The organism is Paenarthrobacter nitroguajacolicus (genome assembly GCF_029952445.1).
Taxonomy (GTDB): Bacteria; Actinomycetota; Actinomycetes; order Actinomycetales; family Micrococcaceae; genus Arthrobacter; species Arthrobacter nitroguajacolicus_B.
The window spans coordinates 1-24,321 of record NZ_JAQPPK010000026.1; the positions used below are offsets into that span (position 1 = coordinate 1).

Sequence of the window (24,321 nt, forward strand, 5' to 3'; positions counted from 1 at the left end):
GGACTCCGCCGCGCCGGGGGCGGCGCCCGCGCCCGAAGCGCCAGCTGCCCGACCCACCGTTCCGCTCGAGGTTTCCGGGCGCGACTTCCCCACCAACAGGGGCGGGCTGTGCCGCAAAGGCTGGACATCGGCGTCGTTGTTGCGTCATAACGGACGCGTCACCGAACCCATGCTTAAAGGATCCGACGGCGTCCACCAGCCGATCTCCTGGGACCAGGCGCTCATGCTCATCACCGCAGCCGTCAGGGACACCCAGCGGCAGTACGGAAACGACGCCGTGGGAGTCTTTGGCGGCGGCGGCCTCACCAACGAGAAGGCGTACCTGCTGGGCAAGTTCGCCCGGCTGGCCCTGCGGACCTCGCGGATCGACTACAACGGCCGGTTCTGCATGTCTTCGGCTGCGGCCGCCGGCAACCGCGCCTTCGGCGTGGACCGGGGACTGCCCTTCCCGGTAACGGACCTGGATTCAGCATCCGTCATCCTCATGCTCGGTTCCAACGTTGCCGAGACAATGCCGCCGTTCGTCCAGCACCTCCAGGGCGCGCGCGACGCCGGCGGGCTGATCGTGGTGGACCCCCGCCGCTCGGCTACTGCAGCGTTTACGTCCGACGGCGGCGGCCTCCACTTGCAGCCGACGCCCGGCACGGATTTGGCGCTCCTTTTGGGCATCTCCCACGTCGTGGTCCACGAAGGGCTGGTGGACTCGGGATATGTTGAAAAGCGGACGTCCGGCTACTCCGCGTTGGTCCGCAGCCTGTCCTCTTTCTGGCCCGAGCGGGTCCAGACCATCACCGGCGTCCCGGCCAACCTGATCCGCGAGACCGCACGCCGCCTGGCCCAGGGCGCCAGTGCGGGCGGCAGCTACATCCTCAGCGGCCGCGGCGTGGAACAGCACGTGGACGGCACCGACACCGCCACCGCCGCAATCAACCTCAGCCTCCTGCTGGGCCTGCCCGGCTCGGCACGCAGCGGCTACGGCACGCTCACCGGCCAGGGTAACGGCCAAGGCGGCCGCGAACACGGCCAGAAGGCCGATCAGCTGCCCGGTTACCGCAAAATCACCGACCCCGCTGCCCGCGCACACATGGCGGCTGTGTGGGGTGTCGAGGAGTCCCTGATACCGGGACCCGGCCTGCCCGCCGTCGAACTTCTGAAGTCACTTGGAAAGCCCGACGGCGTCCGTTGCCTCTTCGTGCACGGCGCCAATGTGGTGGTCTCCGCTCCTGACACGAACGCTGTGACTGCCGGGCTGCGGGCGCTCGATTTCCTGGTGGTCTGCGACTTTTTCATGTCGGAGACCGCTGCCGAGGCCGACCTTGTGCTGCCCGTGACGCAGTGGGCCGAGGAAGAGGGAACCCTGACCAACCTCGAGGGCCGGGTGATTCGCCGTCGCAAGGCACTGACCCCTCCCCCGGGCGTCCGCAGCGAGCTGTGGCTCATGGCCCGGCTCGCCGACATGCTTGAAGCACCCTCTACCTTCAGCGACCACCCGGAGACAGTGTTCGAAGAGCTGCGCCTGGCTTCGGCCGGAGGCTTGGCCGACTACTCGGGCATCGATTACGCCATGCTTGACCGTGGCGAAGCAGCCTACTGGCCCTACCCTGTGGGCAGCACCGGCACTCCGAGGCTCTTCGCCGATGGCTTTGCGCACGCCGATGGCCGGGCCGTGATGGTTCCCGTAACGCCGTCGAAGCGGGCTGTCCGTTCGTTTGCCGACGATTCGCTGGCCCTGGCAACTGGGAGGCTTTTGGAGCACTACCAGTCCGGCGCCCAGACACGCAGGGTTGCCGAGCTCCTGGCGGCCCAACCCCAGGCCCGGCTCCTCATCCACCCCGGACCCGCGGCCGCGCGGGGCATTGCCGACGGCGACTACGCCACGGTGACCAATGAGCGCGGCGAAGTCCTCTGCCGGGCCGAACTAAGCAACGCCGTACGCCCGGACACCGTCTTCCTGCCCTTCCACTTCCCCGGCCAGGAAAACGCCAACCGGCTCACTGAGGCGGCCACAGATCCCATCTCCGGCATGCCGGAGTTCAAGACCAGCCGGGTCTGGGTCCAGCGCGCTGCCTCAACCCAAACCCTGGATGGCGTCCCCGCAGGAGCGGGAATGCCACTACACGTCAAGGAGGCTTCATGAGCGAGCGCATTGTTGTTGTCGGCTTCGGGCCGGTAGCTGCACGGCTGGTGGATGAACTGCTGCCGGCTGTCCGCAGCGGGCTGGTGCAGTTGCTCGTAGTGGGCCAGGAAGCCGAGGCGGCCTACAACCGCGTGATGGTTGCCGAGCTGGGTGTTGGCCGGACCACCGCGGACGCCCTCGCCATGGCTGATGCTGCGGAGCTGGAGACCGCCGGCGTCGACGTCCGGCTGGGGACGAAGGTCCGGAGGATCGATCGGGCCCGCCAGCAAGTGGTCTTGTCCGACGACACGTCCGAACACTATGACCGCCTGGTCTTTGCAACCGGTTCCCGCCCTGTCATCCCCAACCTCACGGGCCTGAATCCTGATCCGTCCGGCCCGGTTCTCCCGTCTGGTGTCATCACTCTTCGCGACCTGCAGGACGCGGCCGTGCTCCGCTCGGCTGTTGCCGACCGAAAGCGTGTTGTGGTCCTCGGCGGAGGCGTGCTTGGCCTGGAAACCGCCCTGGCCGCAGCCGAAGAAGGTGCCCAGGCAACAGTGGTCCACAACGGCCCGTTCCCGCTTGGTCGCAGCATCGATCGCGGCAGTGGATCGGTCCTTACCAACAGCCTGCGTGCAAGCGGCGTCCGGATGGCCGGCAACGCCCGTTCCACGGGTATTGAGACAGCGGGGTCCGGCGGTTCCTTCTCCGCCCTGCTGCTTGAGGACGGCTCCGCGATCGACGGCGACCTGCTGGTGTTGTCCTGTGGTGTCCGCCCCCGGATTGAACTGGCGGAGGGCTGCGGACTTCCTGTTGCGTCCGGCATCCTGGTGGACCACCATCTCCGGACCTACCACGAGCCCCACATGTTCGCGATCGGCGACTGCGCGGAAGTACATTGCCCCGATGCTTCCTGTGTTGACTGCCGCACTGCTTCCGGCCCGTCCGGTTTGGTGGGTCCGGGCTGGCGGCAGGCGGAATGGCTTGCTGAATACCTCTTGGTCCTGGCCCGTGACGGCCAGTCCGCCGCCGACGCACTTGAACCCCTCCCCCAGGAGAAGCCCGGCGTGGTGGTCCTGAAGGCCCGTGGCATCAACCTGGCCGTGGCCGGAGACAACCAGGCCGACCCCTGGGATGAAGAACTCCTGGAAGCCGGAGCCGCTCCCGGACGCCTGCGCCGCCAGATCTCCCAGTGGGCTGATCCTGAGCATGGCCGCTACGTGAAGATGACCACGCGGGGCGGAGTGCTGGAGGGCTTGGTATCCGTGGGGATGCCCCGGACTGCTGCCGAGCTGGTGATGCTCTTCGAACGGTCCTCGGAGCTGCCCGCAGACCGCTCACTGCTGCTCCGGCTGGACGGACCTGACCAACTCGACGCCGGCGCGAGCAACAACGACCCCCAGCGGACTGTCTGCCGATGCGCCGGAGTGAGTGCCGCCAGCATCGAGGAATCGGTACTGGAAGGCTGTTCTTCCGTTGCCGAAGTTTCCAAGGCCACCCGTGCCGGCACAGGCTGCGGCGGATGCCACGAGGACATCAAGGGGCTCATCGAAAAACATTTCCAAGCGGCCGCTGCCTGAAGCCTGAGCCGCGGGGCTCGGACTCCCAGTTCGCGGGAGGGCTGCCCGCTCGCCGGAAGTTTCCCTGCGGGCCCGCAGCTCTCCCGCGAGGTCGCGTGTCCGGTACGTTTAGAATGCCGGAGTGAAGATCTCAGAACCCGTTCCCGGCGTCCATTTTGTGGAAGGGCCCGCGTCGAACTGGATCATTGTCCGCGATGCCCCGGCTCCGGCAAGCGTTGCAGCCACGCCAGCTGCCGCCGGCTTCATAGTGATCGACGGCGGCTACCCGGCGGACAGGGACCTGGTCCTGTCCTCCATCCGCCAGTTGGGACTGGAGCCGGCCGATGCCCGGGCCATGCTCATCACCCACGGGCACGTGGACCACACGGGCTCCGCCGCCTACTTCTCCAGGACCTTTGGCACTCCCGTCCTTTGCTCCCCCGAAGAACTGGCCCACGTCCAAGGCAAGGAGAAGCACCAGGTGACACTGGGGCAGGTGCTGCTTAGGGTCTGGCGTCCGCGTGTTTTCCGCTGGATGCTCCACGTCATCAAAGCCAAGGCACTGCAAGCGGAGCCAGCCACGCGTGCCGAGGCCTGGACACCAGACAAACTTGCTGGTCTCCCTGGCCGCCCGGAAGCCATCACGGTTCCGGGCCATACTCCCGGGAATGTTGCGGTCCTGCTGCCGGACGCTGGCGCGATTGCCGTGGGAGACACGTTTGTCACCGGTCACCCCATCAGCAGCAAGCAAGGACCGCAAATGCTGCACAGGATGTATCACTCAAACCCGGCCGCAGCGTTGTCCTCTGCCCGGCAATTGGAGAGTCTGCAGGCGAACGTAATCCTGCCCGGACATGGTCCCGCCCTGCAGATGTCCCTGTCCGAGGCCGTCAGCAAGCTGCGGGGGTAGGGGCTGTCCGGCCCGTTTCGATGGCTCGCTGCGCAATAGATGGTTCCACCGTCCAACGGTCTAACGCGCAGCGAAGCGTCGAAACGGGCTCCCGCAGCCGCAAATTACATGTGCACGTGCAGGCGGCGTGCAGCCTCAGAGATGGAGCCGGTCAAGGACGGGTAAACGGTGAAGGCGCTGGCAACATCATCCACGTGCAGCTTCTGCGTGACAGCTACGGAAATCGGGAAGATCAGTTCCGATGCGTTCGGTCCAACCACCACGCCACCGATCACGGTGCCGGATCCCTTGCGGGCGATGATCTTGACAAAGCCGTCCTTGGTGTTGCGCATCTTGGCACGGGCATTGCTGAGCAAGGACAGCATCACGACGTCGCCCTGGTACTTTCCGGAAGCGAGATCGGCTTCGGAGACACCCACGGAGGCGATTTCCGGGGACGTGAAGATGTTGGAAGCCACCTGGTTGAGCTTGAGGGGCTTCACACCGTCGCCCATGAAGTGCGCAATGGCGATGCGGCCCTGCATGGCCGCAACGGAGGCAAGGGCAAAGACACCCGTGCAGTCGCCGGCAGCGTAGATGTTGGGGGCAGTGGTGCGGGAAACGCCGTCGACCTTGATGTGCCCTGATTCGGTCAAGGTCACGCCGGCTTCCTCAAGCCCCACGCCGGCAGTGTTCGGAATGGAGCCCACACACACCAGGCAGTGCGAACCTGTCACGACCGATCCGTCACCCAGGGTGACCTTTACGCCGTCGTCGGTCCGCTCTACCGCATTGGCGCGCGACTTGGACAAGACCCGGACGCCGCGGCGCTCAAAGACGCCTTCGAGCAGCTTGGCTGCGTCTGTGTCCTCGCCGGGGAGGACCTGGTCGCGGCTGGAAATCAGGGTGACCTTGGAGCCAAGGCCGTTGTAGGCGGAGGCGAACTCGGCGCCGGTGACACCGGAACCCACCACGATCAGTTCCTCGGGAAGTTCGTCCAGGTTGTAGATCTGGGCCCAGTTGAGGATGCGTTCGCCGTCGGGCTTCGCGGTGGGGAGTTCGCGCGGGTGGGCGCCAACAGCCAGGAGGATGGCGTCGGCGTCGATTGTCCGGGTGCCCTCAAGGGTCAGGACCTCGATGCTGTTGTTGTCCAGCAAGCGGCCCGAGCCAATGACGATTTCCACGCCCAGGCGCTCAAGGCCGGCGCGGATGTCGTTGGACTGGCCGTGGGCGAGGTTCAGGACGCGGTCGTTGATGTGCTTGAGGTCGGCGCGGGGCTTTGAGGCCGAGCCGTCGCCGTCGAACTTGACTCCCAGCTCGTCCGCCTCGCCTACGCGGGTCATGAGGTCGGCGGTGGCGATCAGGGTCTTGGAAGGCACGACGTCGGTCAGCACGGCGGATCCGCCGAGGCCGGCGCGCTCGATGATGGTGACGTGTGCGCCCAGTGAGGCGGCTACCATGGCGGCTTCATATCCGCCGGGACCACCTCCCAGGATCGCGATACGGGGGGCACTGAAGTCAACTTGGGTGGTCACAATCCTCAATTCTCGCTCATTGCCACGCAGGCTGCCACTCAGCCCACCCTCACCTGCGCCGGCATCTTGTAAGCGGCCCCTACCTGATTAAGGTGGGCGCAAGGTAGCTTGTACCAGTGAGTAACACTGAGCTGATGAACACAGACCCCTTTGAAGCCGCCCAGGCCGCAGCAGACTTCATAGCCGCGGAGACCGGCGTCGAATCCCACGACGTAGCGCTGGTGCTCGGATCGGGCTGGGCCGAGGCCGCCGATCTCATCGGTGAAACCACTGCCACCCTGAACGCCTCTGAGGTGCCCGGCTTCCACAAACCGGCAGTGGTGGGCCATGTTGGCACCATCCGCTCCGTCCTTACAAAGGAGGGCAAGCGCGCACTGGTCCTGGGCGCCAGGACGCACTACTACGAAGGCCGCGGCGTACGTTCGGTTGTCCATGGCGTTCGCACTGCGGCCGCGGCAGGATGCAAGACCCTGGTGCTGACCAATGGTTGCGGCGGACTCAACGAGGACTGGACGCCTGGCACCCCTGTGCTGATCAGCGATCACATCAACCTCACGGCCACCTCGCCGCTCGAGGGCGCCACGTTCGTGGACCTTACAGACCTCTACTCTTCACGCATCCGCCAACTGGCCCGCGAAGTGGATTCCTCGCTGCAGGAGGGTGTCTACGCCCAATTCACAGGCCCGCACTACGAGACGCCCGCAGAGGTTCAGTACGCCAAGCGGATCGGCGCGGACCTGGTGGGCATGTCCACGGCCCTGGAAGCGATCGCCGGCCGCCATGCAGGCATGGAGGTGTTCGGCATCTCGCTGGTGACCAACCTCGCCGCGGGCATCAGCCCGGTTCCTTTGAGCCACGCCGAGGTCCTGGAGGCCGGCCAGGCAGCCGGCAAGCAGATTTCCAAGCTCCTGGCGGAGATCATCGCCAAGCTGTAACACCTCCTTTAGGAGCAACGCGGGGTCACTTATGGCCCATGTTTACGACAAACATGGGCCATAAGTGACCCCGCGTTGCTTTTAACCGGGGCGTAAACGCACAGTGAATTCTCAGGTTAAATCAGATTTATTGTGCAACATTTGATTCTCGACGGCGGGTTGTGGCACGCGCGCGCCTTGGCAATGTAAGCGCTTGCACATCTACCCATGAGTAGCTTCAAAGGCTGCCGAAACGCTCTTTGATTTGCTGCCTAACACGTGTCTAGCGTGGAGTTCGTTCCGGTAAGTCGACGTACCGGAGCCACGCGGCAGGCGTCCCACAAGGGACCCTCCGCACCTCGAAACGATGGCGTCCCTCGAAGACGCCACCAGCGGATCGAGCGGACGCTTGAGTTGCGAAGCACCTCCACGAAGTCCAACACTCCGCGAGAAGAGCAAGCATGAACACGCACTCAACCCCTCAACGGCCACGGCGCCGTCTGCGACGGGCAGTAGCCGTCGCAGCGGCAGCCAGCGTAGCCGGCACCATCCTGATGGTCACGCCGGCTGCGCAGGCAAACCTGCCCGCCGACCCGCCGTCGAGCACCATGCCGGCACCCACGCCCAGCTTCCCGTTGCCGAGCCAGCACAGCCAGCAGGCCTACGACCCGGCAGCGGACTTTACGTCCAAGTGGACCCGGGCCGACGCCAAGCAGATCATGGCGCAGAGCAACCCCAACGTCACCCCCGGCCAGAACTCCATGAGCCCCACCGTCACCATGCCCGAAATCCCCAAGGACTTCCCGGCCATGAATGACGACGTGTGGGTCTGGGACACCTGGTCACTGACTGACGAGAACGCCAACCAGATCAGCTACAAGGGCTGGGACGTAATCTTCGCGTTGGTCGCTGACCGCCACGCAGGCTACGGCTTCGACCAGCGCCACTGGAACGCCAGGATCGGCTACTTCTTCCGGAAGACCAACGCCGATCCCGCCAAGGACAAGTGGAACTACGGCGGACACCTGTTCCTGCCGAACTCCTCCATCGGCAACACCGAATGGTCCGGCTCCACGCGCCTCATGCAGGGCAACAAGATCAACGTCTTCTACACGGCTACTACGTTCTACGACGTCGCCGAGCGGAACGCAGGCGGCGGAGGCATCGCCCCGGACGCAGTCATCGCCAAGGCGCTGGGCAACATCCACGCCACCAAGGACGGCGTAACCTTCGACGGCTTCGAGCACACCAAACTGCTGGAGCCGGACGGAAAGCTGTACCAGAACAAGGCCCAGAACCCGGGCTTCGCCTTCCGTGATCCGTACACGTTCGCGGACCCGGCACACCCGGGCAAGACCTTCATGGTCTTCGAAGGCAACACCGGCGGAACCCGTGGTTCCTACAAGTGCAAGCAGGAAGACCTGGGCTACCGTCCGGGCGATCCGCACGCTGAATCGCTGGACACCGTCAACAACACCACCGGCGCCTGGTACCAGACCGCCAACGTGGGCCTGGCCGTGGCCGACAACAAGGACCTGACCAAGTGGAGCTTCCTGCCCCCGATCCTGTCAGCGAACTGCGTCAACGACCAGACTGAACGTCCGCAGATCTTCATCCAGAACGAGAATGGCAAGAACAAGTACTACCTGTTCACCATCAGCCACCAGTTCACCTATGCGGACGGCATGCGCGGTCCCGACGGCGTCTACGGCTTCGTCGGCAACGGCGTGCGCTCGGACTTCCAGCCGGTCAACAACAGCGGCCTGGCCCTCGGTTCCCCGACCGACCTGAACATGCCGGCCAACGCACCCGAAGGTCCGGACCCGCGCCAGAACGGCCGTCAGTTCCAGGCCTACTCGCACTACGTGCAGCCCGGCGGACTCGTCCAGTCGTTCATCGACAACGTGGACGGCGTCCGTGGCGGATCGCTCTCACCCACCGTGAAGATCAACTTCCAGGGCGGCGTGACCCAGGTTGACCGCAGCTTCGGCCAGAACGGCCTCGGTCCGTTCGGCTACCTGCCCACCAACGTCCGCGTTGGCGGCGAAGGCCTCTACAAGTAGGCCGCAGCACCCCGGCCGTCAGGCCACGGCAGGGGTGGAGGTTCCACAAGGGCCCCCACCCCTGCCACACCCCAACCCCCAGGATTTCTCCCCATGACTCATCCCAACCCCCGCCTGTCCCGCCGCCAACTGCTCGCCGCAAGTGCCGCCGTCGTGGTCTCTTTTGCTGCCGCCTCCTGCACGGCCAGTCCGACGCCGGCCCCCACCCTGGCGGGTCGGACGCCGACCCCTGCGGATCCGTGGCGGCCCGTGGCGCACTTGACGGCCGAAAAGAACTGGCTCAACGACCCCAACGGACTGATCTTCCACGACGGCACCTACCACGCGTTCTACCAGTACAACCCGCGTGCCAACTCGTGGGGCAACATGTCCTGGGGCCACTCCACCAGCACCGATCTTGTGCACTGGGAGCAGCAACCGTTGGCCATGGAGGCCAGCCGCGAGGAAGAGATCTTCTCTGGCTGCATGGTGATGGACACCAACAACGCCTCGGGCCTCGGTTCTGCGGAAAACCCGCCGATGGTTGCCCTGTACACCAGCGCCTACGGCAAGAACGGCGCGCTCCCCCAGGGTGCGCAGGCGCAGTCCGTCGCCTACAGCCTGGACGGCGGCACCACCTGGCAGAAGTACCAAGGCAACCCCGTCCTTAATCTCGCACCCACCAACAACAACTTCCGGGACCCGAAAGTCTTTTGGTACGAGCCCGGCAAATACTGGGTGATGACCACCGTGGTGGCCGATGCCCAGGTGGTCAAACTCTTCAAGTCCACTGATCTGCTCCATTGGGACTACCTCAGCGACTTCTCCGGCGCCGGTGCGCAGGGAGGCCTCTGGGAGGTACCCGAACTTGTGCAGATGAACGTCGAAGGCTCCACCGCGAAGAAATGGGTCATGCTGCTGAGCATCAACCCTGGCGGCATCGCCGGCGGCTCCGGCATGCAGTACTTCGTGGGCGGGTTCGACGGGACGCGCTTCACTGCGGAGAACGCGGCGGCGCCGGATGCGCCCCTCAGCGACTCACAATGGCTGGACCACGGCGCGGACTATTACGCAGCCAACTCGATCTCCGGCGCGCCCGGGGACAAGCCGGTGCTGCTCGGGTGGATGGGCAACTGGGATTATGCCCAGAACGTTCCCACCACTCCCTGGCGCGGCTCCATGGCCATCCCGAGGGAACTCACGCTGGTCCGGGGAGAGCACCGGTACGAGCTACGTTCAGCCATCGCCACCGCGGCCCGGTCAGCGCTGGAGGATCACGGCGGTGAGGTGAAAAACAAAAACCTCACCGCAGGGTCCTCGGTCCAGGATCTTGGAGCGGACTTTACGGGTCGGAGCCAACTGATCGAACTCGCGATGGACCTGACCTCTTCGCCGGAGGCAGGAGTGATCCTGCGTGAGTCCTCCGACGGCAAGTCCGGGCTGCGCATCTCCTACTCCAAAGAGACCCGCACTGTGAAAGTGGACCGGTCGCAGGCGGGAACCACCAATTTCTCCGAGAAATTCAGCCCGTACCATCAGGTATCCCTTCCCTCCAACGGGAGCGACGGGAAAGTCCATCTGACGATCCTCCTGGATTCCTCTTCCGTGGAGGTCTTCGCCGAGGACGGTGTGGCCGTTATCTCGGATACGTTCTTCCCGGACTGGGAGGCAACGGGATCGTCGGTGTTCAGCATGGACGGCGAGACAGAGTTCACGGTGAGTTCCCGCCGCGTGTGAAAGCAACGCGGGGTCAGTTATGGCCCATTACGACCCTGTTTATGGGCCATATCTGACCCCGCGTTGCTCTTGATGTGGGCAATGAGGATAGTTTTGTCCCTATGACATCCAGTGATGCCGCATTTGAACAGCTGATCATCGACGCCCGCCAATGGGCCTCACAAGACCCGGACCCGACCACGACGGCGGCGCTCCTGGAGCTTGCCGACCTCGCCAGTGCCGGCGATGCGGGAGCCACCCAGGAACTGGGAGACAGCTTCAACGGCACCCTCCAGTTCGGCACGGCCGGCCTCCGCGCAGCCCTCGGCCCCGGCCCAAACCGCATGAACCGCGTGGTGGTGCGACGGGCCGCGGCAGGACTGGCAGCTTTCCTCACCGAAACGGTGGCCGCGGCGGTGCCGGGAAGCCGGCCGCGCGCCGTCGTCGGTTTCGATGCCCGCTACAACTCGGACATCTTCGCTGAAGAAACAGCGGCGATCTTCACTGCCGCCGGTATCGAAACGTTCCTCATGCCTGCCGCCCTTCCGACGCCGTTGCTCGCCTACGCGGTCAGGAACCTGGATTGCGACGGCGGTGTGATGGTCACAGCCAGCCACAACCCGCCGCAGGACAACGGTTACAAAGTCTACTTGGGGCGGCACGCCGTGTCTGAGAGCGGCCGGGGTGCCCAAATCGTTGCTCCGTACGATGCCGAAATCGCGGCAAGGATCGACGCCGTCGGCGCCCTGGATTCCGTTGAGTTGGCCGACTCAGGCTGGTCTGTGTTGCCGGCATCCATCGCCTCTGACTACGAATCTGCGATGTCCGGGCTGGTCGACCGGCAGCATTTCCCCGCGCGGGACCTGAAAATCGTCCTGACTCCCATGCACGGCGTTGGTGGTGGGACGGCCGTCTCCGTCCTCAATGCTGCGGGGTTCACCGACGTCACGCTGGTTGCAGAACAAGCCGAACCGGACCCGGACTTCCCCACGGTGGCCTTCCCGAATCCGGAAGAACCGGGGGCCTTGGATCTGGCCCTCGCGGCGGCCGCCGATGCCGGTGCCGACATCGTGCTGGCCAACGATCCCGACGCCGATCGCGCGGCTGTTGCTGCCCTGGATCCAGCGACCGGGGTATGGCGCATGCTGCGGGGGGACGAAGTTGGTGCATTGCTGGGAGCGCATATCGTGGCCCGCTTTGCCGCTGCCGCCCCGGAGGAGCCGCAGTCCGGTGTCTTCGCCAACTCGATTGTTTCCTCACGGCTGCTCTCGCGGATCGCTGCGGCCGCGGGCTACGCCCATGAAGAAACGCTGACGGGCTTCAAGTGGATTTCCCGCGTTCCCGGCCTCACGTATGGGTACGAGGAAGCCCTGGGATATTGCGTGGCGCCGGACCTGGTCCGCGACAAGGACGGTATCTCTGCGGCTGTTCTGATCGCCGAGATGGCGGCGGCTGCCAAAGCCGAGGGCAAGACGATCTTCGACACCCTGGATGATTTGTACCTCGTCCACGGCCTCCATGCGAGCGAGCAATTGAGCATCCGCGTCGCTGACCTGGGCCTTCTGGACGCCATGATGAACCGGCTCCGGGTCAACCCGCCTGAAGCGTTCGGAGGTTCCGCCGTCGAAATTTCAACGGACCTGGCCGAAGGAAGCGACAGCCTGCCTCCGACAGATGGGCTGCTGTACCTCACGCGCGACCAGAGCCGCGTCATCATCCGGCCCAGCGGAACCGAACCCAAGCTCAAGTGCTACCTGGAAGTCATCCGGCCCGTTGAATCCGCGGCGGAACTTCCCGAAGCACGCCAAGCCGCGCGGACCGCCCTGGACGATGTCCTCAGCGATGTCCGCGAAGCGTTGGGGCAATAAGCACCCCGGCAATATAAGCCCTAGAGTTCAACCTCGATGAAGCCGTCCACCAGTCGCGTGGCGAAGGCGTCCAGGCGGAGTTGGGGATTGGTGAAGCACTCGCCCGTTTCCAGGTCGTAGACCTCTTTGTGAAGCGGCGAGGCGATGGTTGGCCGGCTTCCGCGGGATCCGATGATGCCACGTGCCATGACGTTGGCGAGCGTCGCCGGGTCCTGCTGGGCTACGGCGTAGACCTCCGAGGCCCCGGTGCGGAACAGGGCAACCTGGCGGCCCGCGATCAGTGCCGCTTCTCCCCAGGCGGGCTCGAGCTCGTCCAGGGGGCAAACACGGTGCCAGGCCACGGTTGCGTCCAGGTCTTTGGCACTGTCAAGAATGTCGGCACGGTCCAGAATTACGGTCATTTCAGCCCCTCTCACTGTGTCCGGGTGCTGGTATTTTCCACCGTCACTCCCCCGGACCGGGCCACGCTTGCGGCCACTTCTCCACGCTAAAACCCGGGTGTTTCATCCGGGGTGCTCGTTTGTGTCCGACTGGTAAAAGACACCTCACACACGCTGAAACGCGTTCGTGATGCAGAAGTTAAGACCACGAAACAAAAGGGAAACTGAAGCGAAACTGCCCGTCCCTAGGCTGGGATCACAAGTTGCGGAGATCCGTCTGCAACATCTGCGAAAGGCCCACCAGTGACCGGACAAACTTCAAGTACAGAGAACCCACGCCGCGTCGTCGTGGTCGGCGGCGGCCCCGCTGCCCACCGCTTCACCGATGCCATGGTCAATCGCGGTCTTGAAGGCTGGCAGCTCACGGTGCTGACGGAGGAGGCCCACCTCCCCTACGACCGCGTCGCCTTGAGCAAGGCCCTCACGGAAACCGACGTCGACCTCACTTTGGGCGATGCTTCGATGTGGGACCACGACGCCGTGGAACTGAAGACCGGCGAGCGCGCAGTCAGGATTGATCCTGTTGCCAAGAGCGTCATCACGGCTGCCGGCAACAAGTACGAGTACGACGAACTGGTGGTTGCTACGGGTTCTGATGCGGCACGGCTCCCCATTCCCGGCTCCGAGCACACCCACGTGTACCGCACCCTCGAGGATGTTTGGTCCATCAACAAGGCCATTGCCGGGTTGACTGCGAAGCTGGGCCGGAAAGTCAACGCTGTAACCATCGGCGGCGGCCTCCTGGGCCTCGAATCCGCCGCAGGTACTGAGCAACTCGGCGCGACGCCGGTGGTCATCAACGGCTCCCCGTGGTTGATGAACACCCAGCTGGATGAAGGCGCCGGCCAGGCATTGGGCCGTTTGATCGCAGCCAAGGGCTTCGAAGTGCACGGCGGCGTCTTTCCTTCGGAGGTCATAGCCGACGACGACGGCCAGGTCACCGGGGTCCTGATGGCGGACGGACGCACCATTGACGCTGACCTGGTGATCGTGGCCATCGGCGTGAAGCCCCGCGACGACTTGTTCCGCGCGGCCGAGGGAGAAGAGCAGCTCTTCAGCCTGGGCCAGCGGGGCGGAGTGGTCATAAACGACTTCTGCGCTACCGAGGTTGAAGGCATTTGGGCCATCGGTGAAGTGGCGAACTTCGAGGGCATGTGCCTGGGTCTTGTGGCCCCGGCAAACACCATGGCGGAAATCGTTGCCGACCGGCTGAACGGCGGCGAAGCGACCTTCCCGGGCTTCGACACCGCCACCAAGCTGAAGCTGTCCGGTGTGGACGTTGCCAGCTTTGGTGACGCCTTTGCCAGGACGGAACACTCCCTCGAAATCGTCTATGCCGACCCCGCCCGCGGCGTTTACCAGAAGATTGTCACCACTGACGACGCCAAGACCCTCTTGGGCGGCATCTTCGTGGGCGACGCTTCCCCCTACATGAGCCTGCGCCCGCTCCTGGGCCGCGAACTGTCGGCCGAGCCGGGTGCTTACCTGAGCGCCGCCGGTGGAGGCGAAGCTCCGGAGACTGAGCTGCCGGACGACGCGATCCTGTGCTCCTGCAACAACGTAGCCGCCGGAACCATCCGTGACACCATCAACGGCTGCGGCGCTTGCGAAGGCAACGCCCCGGTCCAGGAACTGGGCGAGCTCAAGGGATGCACCCGCGCCGGTACACAGTGCGGTTCTTGCGTTCCGATGCTGAAGAAGCTCCTGGAAGGCGAACTGACAAAGTCCGGGATCGAGGTCTCCAAGGCCCTCTGCGAGCACATCAGCCTCTCCCGCCAGGAACTCTTCGATGCCATCCGCGTCCTGGAACTGACGTCCTTCGAGGACATCATGGCCAAGTACGGCACCGGCGCCGGCTGCGACATCTGCAAACCGACCATCGCCTCCATCCTGGCAAGCCAGCACTCCGCATACGTCCTCGATGCCGGTCGTGGCAGCCTGCAGGACACCAACGACCGCGCCCTGGCGAACATGCAGAAGGATGGCACCTATTCGGTGGTTCCCCGCATTGCCGGCGGCGAGATCACGCCCAAGGGCCTCGGCGTTATTGCAGCCGTGGCTGAGAAGTACAACCTGTACACCAAGATCACCGGTGGCCAGCGCATCGATATGTTTGGTGCGAGGCTCGAGCAGCTGCCGGACATCTGGAAGGAATTGGTGGACGCCGGTTTCGAGTCGGGCCAGGCCTACGGAAAGAGCCTGCGTACTGTGAAGTCCTGCGTCGGATCCACGTGGTGCCGCTTCGGTGTCCAGGATTCGGTGGCCATGGCAATCGCCCTGGAGCTGCGCTACCGCGGACTCCGCAGCCCCCACAAACTCAAGATGGGCGTTTCCGGTTGCGCCCGCGAGTGCGCCGAGGCCCGCGGCAAGGACGTTGGTGTGATCGCCACGGCCGATGGTTGGAACCTGTACGTGGGCGGCAACGGCGGTGCCACCCCGGCGCACGCCAAACTGCTGGCCAAGGACCTGGACGACGAGACCCTGCTGAAGTACATCGACAGGTACCTGATGTACTACATCCGGACCGCCGACCGCCTGCAGCGCACTGCCCGGTGGCAGGAAGAGCTCGACGGCGACATCAAGCACGTCGAGGACGTAGTGGTTCACGATTCCCTGGGCATTGCCGCCGAACTTGAGGCGGCCATGGCCAAGCACATCGACACCTACGAGGACGAGTGGGCAGAGACGCTGAAGGATCCGGAACGCCTGCGTCGCTTCCGTTCCTTCGTCAACGCGCCCGACCAGAAGGACGAGTCCATCTCCTTTGTTCCGGAGCGAGGCCAGATCCGGCCCGCGACGAACGAAGAAAAGGGCGGCGTGCTCATCGCCACCACCATCCCGGTCCGCAGCGAATAACAAGGGGTCCCCATGCAGCTCACCATTGATCTCACCGGCCGCGATGTCCTGGTTACAGGATCCGAAAAGGCCGCCCGCCAAGCCGTCCGCCGTTATCGGAACGCCGGTGCCAACGTCTACCGCCTGAGTACGCCTGACGGCGCACCGGCTGACGGCCAGCTTCCCGAGCGCCCCTTCCTGGTGGCGGTGGTGGACGACGGCGAGGCCGGTTGGGTTGCGCTGGTGGAACGCTGCCGCGAAGCTGGAATCCCGGTGGCATTCGAGCCTGCGCCGGGCTCTGAAGGTCACGTGACGTTGGTGGGCGGGGGCCCGGGCGCCCTGGATTTGCTGACAGTGGGTGCCGTTGACGCCCTGCGGGATGCCGACGTCGTGTTTTATGACCGCCTGGCTCCCTACCAGGAACTGGCTGACCTGACCTCCGCCGAGCTGGTTGACGTTGGAAAGCAGCCCGGCCTTCACAAGGTCACCCAGCGCGACATCGAGAAGCTCATGGTGGAAGCTGCGCTGCTGGGCAAGAACGTGGTCCGGCTCAAGGGCGGTGATCCCTATGTCTTTGGGCGGGGCGGGGAAGAGGTGGCTGCTTGTGTTGCAGCCGGTGTTCCGGTCCGGGTTATTTCCGGTGTTACCAGTGCCATTTCCGTACCCGCTGCAGCGGGGATTCCGGTGACGCACCGCGAAGTGAGCCATATGTTCACCGTGGTATCCGGGCACGCTCCCTTGACTGAGAAGGAGCACACCCACCTTGCCGGGCTCGGCGGGACCATCGTGGTCCTGATGGGTATAGGAACGCTGCCCCAACTGGCCTCCGGACTGCGCCGGGCAGGGATGAAGCCGGACATGCCCATGGCCGTGGTGGAACGTGGCTACCGTCCGGGCCAGCGCACCACCATTGCCGATCTCGGTAATATCGAAACGGCAGCGACCGGTTGCAGCAACCCGGCCGTACTGGTCATCGGCGAGGTGGTCAGGGTGGCCGAGGCCAACCGGAATCATGCCGAAGCATCCGCTGAACTGAGCCGGCTCGCGGCTTCGCTCCTTGAAGCCTGAAGGTAAGAACACATGACTGTTGCACGTGCCATCGAAGTCCTGGACGCCAACGCGGCACCGGAAGTTTCCGAAACCGCCGAAGCTCCCCTGGACGGATTCCGCATCGGGGTCACCTCCCACCGCCGGTCCCGTGACCTCATCGAGGCCCTGGAACGGCGCGGCGCGAGTGTGCTGCACGCCCCCGCGCTGAAGATCGCCCCCGTCCAGGAGGACATGATCCTCATTGAGGACACCCGTGCCATCATCGAGGCGAAGCCGGATATCTGCATCGCCACTACGGCCTACGGGATGCGCCGTTGGTGCGAGGCCGCCGATTCCTTTGGTATTGGCGAGCAGCTCCTGGACACCCTGTCCGCTTGCCGCATGTTCGTCAGGGGACCCAAGGCCCGTGGTGCCGTTCGCGCGGCCGGGCTGGCCGACGTCGGAATCAGCAGCGACGAAACCACCGCGACCTTGGTGGACATGCTCCTGGTGGAGGGTGTGCGTGGTAAGACTGTGGCCGTGCAGCTGCACGGGTACACGGATGTCCGGCAGCTTGAACGGCTCCGCATGTCCGGCGCCACCGTCCTTACAGTAACGCCGTACCGCTGGGTCAAGCCGGATGGTGAAGACAAATTGCCGCGGCTGATCGAGGCCGTGGTTGGCGGCAACCTCGACGTCCTGACGTTCACCAGCGCCCCGGCTGTCGATGCCATGTGGAGCACGGCGCATGAGATGGGCCTCTACCGCCAACTCATCGAAGCCCTCAAGGGGCCCGTCACTGTCGCCGCCGTTGGGCCGGTCACCGCACAGCCGCTGGTCGACGCCGGGCTGACGCCCCTTATCCCCGACCGCTACCGCATGGGTGCGCTCATTCGCCTTGTGACCGAGCACCTGTCGTTGAACCATGTGCGCCGGTTGGAGACCAAGAGCGCCACGATCGAGCTGCGGGGGCGTTGCCTTCGGATCGACGGCGAAGTGGTGGAACTGGCGCCCGCTCCCCTCCTGCTGTTGCGGGCGCTGCTTGGCGCAGGCGGAGCGGTATTGTCTCGTGAAGCGCTCTCGGACCTGCTTGACCTGCGCGGTTCCGTGCATGCCCTGGACATGACGGTCAGCCGGCTGCGGTCCTCGCTCCCGGACGGCAAGCTCGTGGAAACAGTTGTGAAGCGCGGATACCGGCTGCGGGCATAGGGTTCGGCCCACGCTACGCCGCCTTCACCAAGGGCAGCTCGTCCCAGTTGGTGGTGTAGCGGGGGCTGAGCATGTCCCGTTTCATGGACCAGTCCGGGCCGCCTTTTATGCCCGCGTGGCCCAATCCGATGGAGCCGCGCCCGTATCGTTTGCTGACGTCCTCCAGCAAACTCCCGATACCCCGTTCCTCGTGCCGGTTCTCGAAGATCTCCAAGGGTTTCTGGTTGCCTGTGGGGCGGAGGTCGGTGACCATGATGCCGGCCTTGGCATATCTCACGCCCTCCTGGATTTTGGGAAGGAGCGCGTGCGCGGCCTTGGTGAGCAACACCGGATCCGCAGTGGGCATGGGCAGTTTGACGTTGACACTCGGGAACGATGTGTCGTTCGGGTTATAGACCGACGTTGCAGCGAAGGCCGTCAGCAGTTTGGCTTGCAGGTCGTGCTTGGCCAGCCTGGCACTTGCCATCTGCCCGTACACGCTCAGCACCTGACCCAACTGGGCCGTCGTCGTAATCGGCGTTGAGAAGGAGCGCGAGAAGATCAGCTGGTCCCGCCCGATCCGCTCCTCCTCCATGGGGATGCACGGTGTGCCTTGCAGCTCCAGGACGGTGCGCATCATGACGACGGAGAACTTGTCACGCAGCGCGACCGGTTCCGCCCGGACCAGGTCCAGGATCGAAAAAATGCCCATGGCATTCAACCGCTTGGTGAGCCTTGTGGCGACGCCCCAGATCTCGATAACGGAAAGTCTTCCCATGAGTGCCTCGCGTTCCGTTTCCGGAACCGAGTCCCAGCGGCATACCCCGTTGAATGCAGGGTTGTGCTTGGCCCACTTGTTGGCCAGCTTGGCGAGGGTTTTGGTGCGGGCGATTCCGACGCACACCGGAACCCCAACGTGCCGGCGGCAAGCATCTTTGATGGTTCGCCCCAACTGCAGCAACTCCTCCGGCGGTCCCTTGACGCCAAGGAAGGCCTCATCGATGGAATAGACCTCCTGCCACGCCGAGTAGCGTCGCAACAGCTCCATGACCCGGGAGCTGATGTCTCCGTACAGCTCGTAATTGCTGGAGAGGGCAATGAGGCCCCATTCCTTTGCCCGTGGGGCCAACTTGAACCACGGGTCTCCGAGCCCGATACCAAGCCGCTTGGCCTCCGGCGACCTGGTCACGGCACAGCCGTCGTTGTTGGACAGTACGATCAGCGGTTTACCCTCCAGGGCGGGGTTGAAGGCCCGTTCCGCCGAAGCATAGAAACAGTTGATGTCCACGTGGGCGATCTCCTGCATCCGGTGCATGAGGGCTGGCTTGGACATTGTCCTCCTCGGGTCGGCACTAGCATGCCCGCCCAAGGGAATGGGAAAGGACACGCCCTAAATTCGAACATATATTCGAATAGTTCAACTGTACCTCCGACCCCCGACAACAAAGCACCCCGCCCTTGCCATAAACATTGATGAGTGTAAATATTTACCTGTGTCTATGTCATTGGAGTTAACGCCGGTCCAGACCGTTGCCTGCTGTTCGCCCTTGACGCGGGTGCCGTTGTCGGAGAAGGAAGCCGATGGGGTCGCACCGCTGCTGAAGGCGTTGGCGGATCCGGTGCGGTTGCGGCTGATGTCCCTGGTCGCCTCGCACGAGGGCGGGGAAGCCTGCGTCTGCGACCTGAATGATGCCTTCGATTTGTCGCAGCCGACCATCAGCCACCATCTGAAGGTGCTGCACGAAGTCGGTTTGCTGGACCGGGAAAAGCGCGGAGTCTGGGTCTACTACAAAGCGCGCACGGAAGCCTTGCAGAACCTGGCGGCATTGATTGGCGGACAGGCCAAGTGAACACCGCCTTGCCCCGGCGTGCCGCGGCCGAATTTATCGGCACGGCTTTTCTGGTGATGGCTGTGGTCGGCTCCGGAGTGATGGCTACCCAGCTATCACCGAACGACGTCGGACTGCAGCTGCTGCAGAACAGCCTCGCCACCGGCGCCGCCCTCGTTGCGCTGATCCTGGCCCTGCAGCCGGTTTCGGCGTCCTTCAACCCGATTGTGACCTTGGTCGAACGGGTCCTCGGAGTGATCGGCACACGGACAGCTGTGGCCTTGGTTGCGGCTCAGGTGCTGGGTGGTTTGGCCGGTACCATCGTGGCGAACCTGATGTTTAGCTTGGCCCCGATCGCGTTTTCCACCCATCAACGGTCTGGTCCGGGTCTCTGGCTGGCAGAGGTCATCGCCACGGCAGGGCTGTTGGTCATCGTGTTTGGGTCGATCCGTTCCCGACGGCCCGACCGGGTCGCTCTCGCCGTCGGCGGATACATCACAGCCGCGTACTGGTTCACGTCCTCCACAAGCTTCGCCAACCCGGCTGTCACGATCGCCCGGACCATCACCGACACCTTCGCCGGGATCGCCCCCATCTCCGCGCCGGGCTTCATCGCAGCCCAACTGGCAGGCGGTGTCCTCGGACTAATCCTTCTCCGGTTCCTTTACCCCGCTGATTCCACCACCCTCAGTGTTCCCGCGGATGAATCCGCGGCCGATCGAAAGGTGCTCTCGTGAGCGTCAAACCCTCCGTCTTGTTCGTCTGCGTCCACAACGCGGGCCGGTCCCAAATGGCCGCCGCGTTCCTGACAACCCTCTCGGGTGGGGCGATTGAGGTCCGGTCGGCCGGATCCCAGCCCGCCGGGCAGGTCAACCCCGCGGCGGTCGAGGCCATGGCCGAGGTCGGCATCGACATGTCCACCGAAATCCCCAAAGTCCTCACCACCGAAGCCGTGAAGGACTCCGACGTCGTGATCACCATGGGATGCGGGGACGAGTGCCCGTACTTCCCGGGCAAACGCTACGAAGACTGGGTACTGGAGGACCCCGCCGGCAAGGGCGTCGATTCCGTCCGCCCCATCCGGGATGAGATCAAGAACCGGGTCGAGGCACTGATAGCCTCCCTGACCCCGGCTGGATCTTAGTGATGACCAGACATCCCGCCCTCCGAACTGTGCAAACGTCCGGAGGGCGGGATGATGACGCAGCTGTAGCGATGCTATGAACCGACGGGCGCCTTCTTGTGCACCAGGTAGATGGCACCGGTGGTGACGTCTTCTTCAAGCGCCTCCAGGGTGCGTCCCCTGGTTTCGGGGACCTGCGTGTAAATGAAGATGAGGGCCGCGATTCCCACAATGCCGAACAGGAAGAACGTGCCCGTGATCCCTACCCCGGCAACCAGGGTGGGGAAGAACAGGCCCAGCAGCGCATTGGCAATCCAGAGGCAGAACACCGAGAGTCCGATCGCGAAACCACGGACGTGAAGCGGGAAGATCTCGGACAACATGACCCATACGGCGATATTCAGGAACGTCTGCATTGAACCGACGAACGCCACCACCAGGAAGAGGATCACGAAGGGACGCGCCGCATTGCCAACTGGCAGGACGATCGATGCGATGCCGATGAGGAAGTGGCAGGCGGTGGTCAGGGTAAAGCCCAGGAGCAGGGTGGTCCGGCGGTTGACTCGTTGCATCAAAGTCAGGGCGATGACGCCGCCAACCACTGCGATCACGCCGGGAGCGATGTTGGCGATCAAGGCGGCATTGGAATCGAACCCGGCTTCGACCAACACGGACTGACCGTAGTACATGATCGAGTTGATGCCGGTCAGCTGCTGGGCAACACCCAGCCCGATGCCCACCAGGATAATGCGAAGGATCCACTTGTCCTTGAGCGCGCCCCATGATGTGGCCTTCGACGCGCGTTCTTCGTCGGCAAGGTGCTTGACGTCCGCCATTTCGGCCTCTGCACGTTCCACCGACCGTATGGTTTTGAGGACCGCCAAGGCTTCCTCCCACCGACCTTTTGAAATCAACCAGCGCGGCGATTCGGGCATCCGGAGCATGCCGAAGAACAAAGCGATGGCAGGTAAGGCAGCGACGGCGAGCATGACCCGCCACACTCCCCCGAACTCTCCCCAGACGTTGCCGATGATGGCGTTGACCACGAACGCTGCAAGTTGACCGATGACAATCATGAGTTCGTTACGCCCTGCCAGCGAACCCCGGATCTCGTAGGGCGCCAGCTCGGCAAGGAAGACAGGCACAACAGTCGAAGCTCCGCCGACTGCGAGTCCGAGAATCACTCGCCCCAGCACCATGACTTCAAAATTCGGCGCGAACACACAGGCGATGGTTCCCGTGAGGAACAGCACCGCAAGCAGGAGGATGGACTTCCGGCGGCCCCACGAATCGGACAGCCGGCCGCCTCCCACAGCCCCGGCTGCCGCGCCGAAGAGTAGTGAACTGGTCACGATCCCCTCCGTCAGGGGCGTCAACCCGAGGTCGGCCGTCATGGGCCGCAGGGCACCGTTGATGACACCCGTGTCATAGCCGAACAGCAGTCCACCGAAGGTGGCGACCAAGGCTACGAGGCCAAGGCGCTTCCGGTGCGGACCGTTGGTCAGCGGAGGAAGAGCGGCCCCATGGGCGCCTTCCCGCTGCGTTTGCGTTGCAGACATCAGGACTCCTTTGTCAGTGTGTTGCGGGTCATACATATCCGCTCTGAATACAGACTAACGCGCGAAAGGCTTAAATGTAAGGTCAAACTAACAAACACCTACATTTCTCCTTTCCATGACGTGGGAGGATGGAGGACATGGCCCCCTCCCGTCCGCTCCGACCCGCCACGCAAAGTGATGTCGCCCGGGAAGTTGGCGTCTCCAGAACGCTTGTGTCATTCGCTTTCCGGGGAGCCCCTGGAGTCAGCGGCGAGACCAAGGAGGCCATCTTCGAAGCCGCCAAGCGTCTCGGATACCGGCCCAACGCAGTAGCCGCCGACCTGGCACGCAAGCACCGTTCCGCCGTCGGACTTTATCTGATGGATATCCGCAACGAGGTCTACGCCGACATCCTTAGCGGCGTCCGGCTCGCCCTTCCGCAGGATGGCAACCGCTTGATTCTGAGCGTATCCCGATCGGTGGATGGTGTTGACCGGGGCGCACTGGAGTCCCTCATCGAGGCCCGGGCAGGGATCATCATTGCAGCGACGCTCCTGGATCCGGACGAGAGCGTGCAGGAATTGGCGCAGATCGTGCCCCTTGTCAGCGTCACACGCCCGGTGCCCGGCGTGGACAGCGTCTATTCGGACGACATCGCCGGCGCCAGGGCTGCTACGGAGCACCTGCTCGGGCTCGGGCATAAGCGCATTGCCCATCTTGCCGGGCCCGTTTACGACGGACACACCGCCCGCAGGCGGAGCTACGAAAAAACCATGCACGACGCCGGGCTGAAGCCCCAAACGCTGGCGGCGGACGACTTCACGCAGGAGGCCGGACAGCGCGCCACCACGCTACTCCTGAAACAATCCGGACGCCCGACAGCGATTTTCACGCACAACGACCAGCTCGCCCTGGGCGCCCGCGAAGCCGCCTACGCCTTGGGCCTTTCCATCCCTCAGGACCTGTCCATAGTGGGCTACGACAATTCGCGGATCGCCGGACTGCACGGCATCGACCTCACCACAGTGAACCTCCATGCCGCCAGCCTGGGCCAGGCCGCCGGGGCGATCGCGTTGGAGCGGCTCAAGAATCCGGAGGGCCCGATTGCCGACGAAAGCCTCCGGCCGGAACTGGTGATCCGCAACTCGACCGCGCCTCCGCCGGCTCAGACGTGATGCAGGCACGTTGTGGCAACGCCCCAGATTGTCAGCTCGGATAACGCCGCCACCCGGATATCCGGGAAGGCTGGGTTGTCCGCCTGCAACACCACGCCCGTCGGCGTAATGCGGAGCCGTTTGATGGTCAGCTCACCGTCCAGGACAGCCACGACGACGGATCCGTCCTTAGGTTCCAGCGCCCTGTTGACGATCAACTCGTCGCCGTCGCTGATTCCGGCGGCTTCCATCGACTGGCCGGTGACCCGCACCACGAAGGTACTGGTGACGTCCTTGATCAGGTGCTCATTGAGGTCTATCCGGCCATCGAAGTAGTCCTGCGCCGGCGACGGGTACCCCGCCGCCACAGACACGGGAGCCAGCAGCGCCGAGACCAAGGAAAAGCCCGCATCTACCACGCGGGGGCCGACTATCACGCCCACAACACACCTTTATTCGAATATATGTTCGATACTCGAGTGTACAGCGGGTGGCCGACATTCCACGCCGTTTTGGCGAGTTCGCGGGAACATTGCGAGCTCGCAG

Annotated in this window: 19 protein-coding genes; 14 read left to right on the plus strand and 5 right to left on the minus strand. The window is 64.2% G+C overall.

Annotated elements, in window-relative coordinates; genetic code table 11:
* From PJL15_RS17450 to PJL15_RS17460, 3 genes are all read left to right on the plus strand, one after another.
* Window positions 1-2,137: molybdopterin oxidoreductase family protein (locus tag PJL15_RS17450; protein WP_281452401.1), on the plus strand; the 2,137-nt coding region annotated here is incomplete at its 5' end.
* Window positions 2,134-3,696: an FAD-dependent oxidoreductase gene (locus PJL15_RS17455; protein WP_281452402.1), complete on the plus strand. Its 1,563-nt coding sequence runs from the start codon at window positions 2,134-2,136 to the stop codon at window positions 3,694-3,696. The genes PJL15_RS17450 and PJL15_RS17455, both read left to right, overlap by 4 nt.
* Before the next feature lie 121 nt (window positions 3,697-3,817).
* Window positions 3,818-4,585 (plus strand): MBL fold metallo-hydrolase, encoded by a 768-nt coding sequence (locus tag PJL15_RS17460; protein ID WP_281452403.1) that lies wholly within the window; start codon window positions 3,818-3,820, stop codon window positions 4,583-4,585.
* A gap of 104 nt (window positions 4,586-4,689) precedes the next feature.
* On the opposite strand, the gene PJL15_RS17465 is transcribed toward PJL15_RS17460, so the two are convergent.
* Complete coding sequence (locus PJL15_RS17465; protein ID WP_281452404.1) at window positions 4,690-6,099, minus strand: NAD(P)H-quinone dehydrogenase; 1,410 nt, start codon at window positions 6,097-6,099, stop codon at window positions 4,690-4,692.
* A 134-nt stretch (window positions 6,100-6,233) separates the two neighbouring features.
* Here PJL15_RS17465 and PJL15_RS17470 point away from each other — a divergent pair, with 134 nt between their 5' ends.
* From PJL15_RS17470 to PJL15_RS17485, 4 genes are all read left to right on the plus strand, one after another.
* Window positions 6,234-7,034, plus strand: a complete 801-nt coding sequence (locus PJL15_RS17470) for a purine-nucleoside phosphorylase (RefSeq protein ID WP_281452405.1) — start codon at window positions 6,234-6,236, stop codon at window positions 7,032-7,034.
* A gap of 440 nt (window positions 7,035-7,474) precedes the next feature.
* Window positions 7,475-9,076 carry a glycoside hydrolase family 68 protein gene (locus PJL15_RS17475; RefSeq protein WP_281452406.1) on the plus strand — a complete coding sequence of 534 codons (1,602 nt, stop codon included), beginning with the start codon at window positions 7,475-7,477 and terminating at the stop codon, window positions 9,074-9,076.
* Window positions 9,077-9,169: 93 nt separating this feature from the next.
* Window positions 9,170-10,792 (plus strand): glycoside hydrolase family 32 protein, encoded by a 1,623-nt coding sequence (locus tag PJL15_RS17480; RefSeq protein ID WP_281452407.1) that lies wholly within the window; start codon window positions 9,170-9,172, stop codon window positions 10,790-10,792.
* Between the two features lie 101 nt (window positions 10,793-10,893).
* Window positions 10,894-12,639: a phospho-sugar mutase gene (locus tag PJL15_RS17485; RefSeq protein ID WP_281452408.1), complete on the plus strand. Its 1,746-nt coding sequence runs from the start codon at window positions 10,894-10,896 to the stop codon at window positions 12,637-12,639.
* A gap of 20 nt (window positions 12,640-12,659) precedes the next feature.
* Here the strand turns inward: PJL15_RS17485 and nirD are convergent, their stop codons facing one another.
* On the minus strand, window positions 12,660-13,040 hold the full coding sequence (gene nirD, locus PJL15_RS17490; protein WP_281452409.1) for a nitrite reductase small subunit NirD: 381 nt from the start codon (window positions 13,038-13,040) through the stop codon (window positions 12,660-12,662).
* 282 nt (window positions 13,041-13,322) lie between these two features.
* On the opposite strand from nirD, the gene nirB reads away from it, so the two are divergent.
* From nirB to PJL15_RS17505, 3 genes are read left to right on the plus strand one after another with little or no spacing between them, the layout of a single operon-like run.
* A complete protein-coding gene (gene nirB / locus PJL15_RS17495; protein ID WP_281452410.1) occupies window positions 13,323-15,935 on the plus strand; it encodes a nitrite reductase large subunit NirB in 2,613 nt (870 codons plus the stop codon).
* A 12-nt stretch (window positions 15,936-15,947) separates the two neighbouring features.
* Window positions 15,948-16,982, plus strand: a complete 1,035-nt coding sequence (cobA, locus tag PJL15_RS17500; protein ID WP_281452411.1) for a uroporphyrinogen-III C-methyltransferase — start codon at window positions 15,948-15,950, stop codon at window positions 16,980-16,982.
* Between the two features lie 12 nt (window positions 16,983-16,994).
* Window positions 16,995-18,152, plus strand: coding sequence for a uroporphyrinogen-III synthase (locus PJL15_RS17505; protein WP_281452412.1), 1,158 nt, complete (start codon window positions 16,995-16,997; stop codon window positions 18,150-18,152).
* A gap of 13 nt (window positions 18,153-18,165) precedes the next feature.
* Here PJL15_RS17505 and PJL15_RS17510 read toward each other — a convergent pair whose 3' ends face one another.
* Window positions 18,166-19,464, minus strand: coding sequence for a Y-family DNA polymerase (locus PJL15_RS17510; protein ID WP_281452413.1), 1,299 nt, complete (start codon window positions 19,462-19,464; stop codon window positions 18,166-18,168).
* A gap of 166 nt (window positions 19,465-19,630) precedes the next feature.
* On the opposite strand from PJL15_RS17510, the gene PJL15_RS17515 reads away from it, so the two are divergent.
* The 3 genes from PJL15_RS17515 to PJL15_RS17525 are packed head-to-tail and all read left to right on the plus strand — an operon-like array spanning window position 19,631 to window position 21,104.
* Entirely contained in the window at window positions 19,631-19,981 is a 351-nt protein-coding gene (locus PJL15_RS17515) for an ArsR/SmtB family transcription factor (protein WP_281452414.1), read from the plus strand.
* Window positions 19,978-20,697 (plus strand): aquaporin, encoded by a 720-nt coding sequence (locus PJL15_RS17520; RefSeq protein WP_281452415.1) that lies wholly within the window; start codon window positions 19,978-19,980, stop codon window positions 20,695-20,697. The genes PJL15_RS17515 and PJL15_RS17520 overlap by 4 nt, the downstream gene beginning before the upstream one ends.
* Window positions 20,694-21,104 (plus strand): arsenate reductase ArsC, encoded by a 411-nt coding sequence (locus PJL15_RS17525; RefSeq protein ID WP_281452416.1) that lies wholly within the window; start codon window positions 20,694-20,696, stop codon window positions 21,102-21,104. Before PJL15_RS17520 ends, PJL15_RS17525 begins: the two co-directional genes overlap by 4 nt.
* 74 nt (window positions 21,105-21,178) lie before the next feature.
* Here PJL15_RS17525 and PJL15_RS17530 read toward each other — a convergent pair whose 3' ends face one another.
* Window positions 21,179-22,642 (minus strand): sugar porter family MFS transporter, encoded by a 1,464-nt coding sequence (locus tag PJL15_RS17530; RefSeq protein ID WP_281452417.1) that lies wholly within the window; start codon window positions 22,640-22,642, stop codon window positions 21,179-21,181.
* Between the two features lie 137 nt (window positions 22,643-22,779).
* On the opposite strand from PJL15_RS17530, the gene PJL15_RS17535 reads away from it, so the two are divergent.
* Window positions 22,780-23,796 (plus strand): LacI family DNA-binding transcriptional regulator, encoded by a 1,017-nt coding sequence (locus tag PJL15_RS17535; protein ID WP_281452418.1) that lies wholly within the window; start codon window positions 22,780-22,782, stop codon window positions 23,794-23,796.
* On the opposite strand, the gene PJL15_RS17540 is transcribed toward PJL15_RS17535, so the two are convergent.
* The gene (locus tag PJL15_RS17540; protein WP_281452419.1) at window positions 23,787-24,218 is read right to left on the minus strand and encodes a LexA family protein; all 432 of its coding nucleotides are present in this window, start codon (window positions 24,216-24,218) and stop codon (window positions 23,787-23,789) included. The two genes, PJL15_RS17535 and PJL15_RS17540, sit on opposite strands and share 10 nt — an antisense overlap.
* Window positions 24,219-24,321 lie beyond the last annotated feature (103 nt).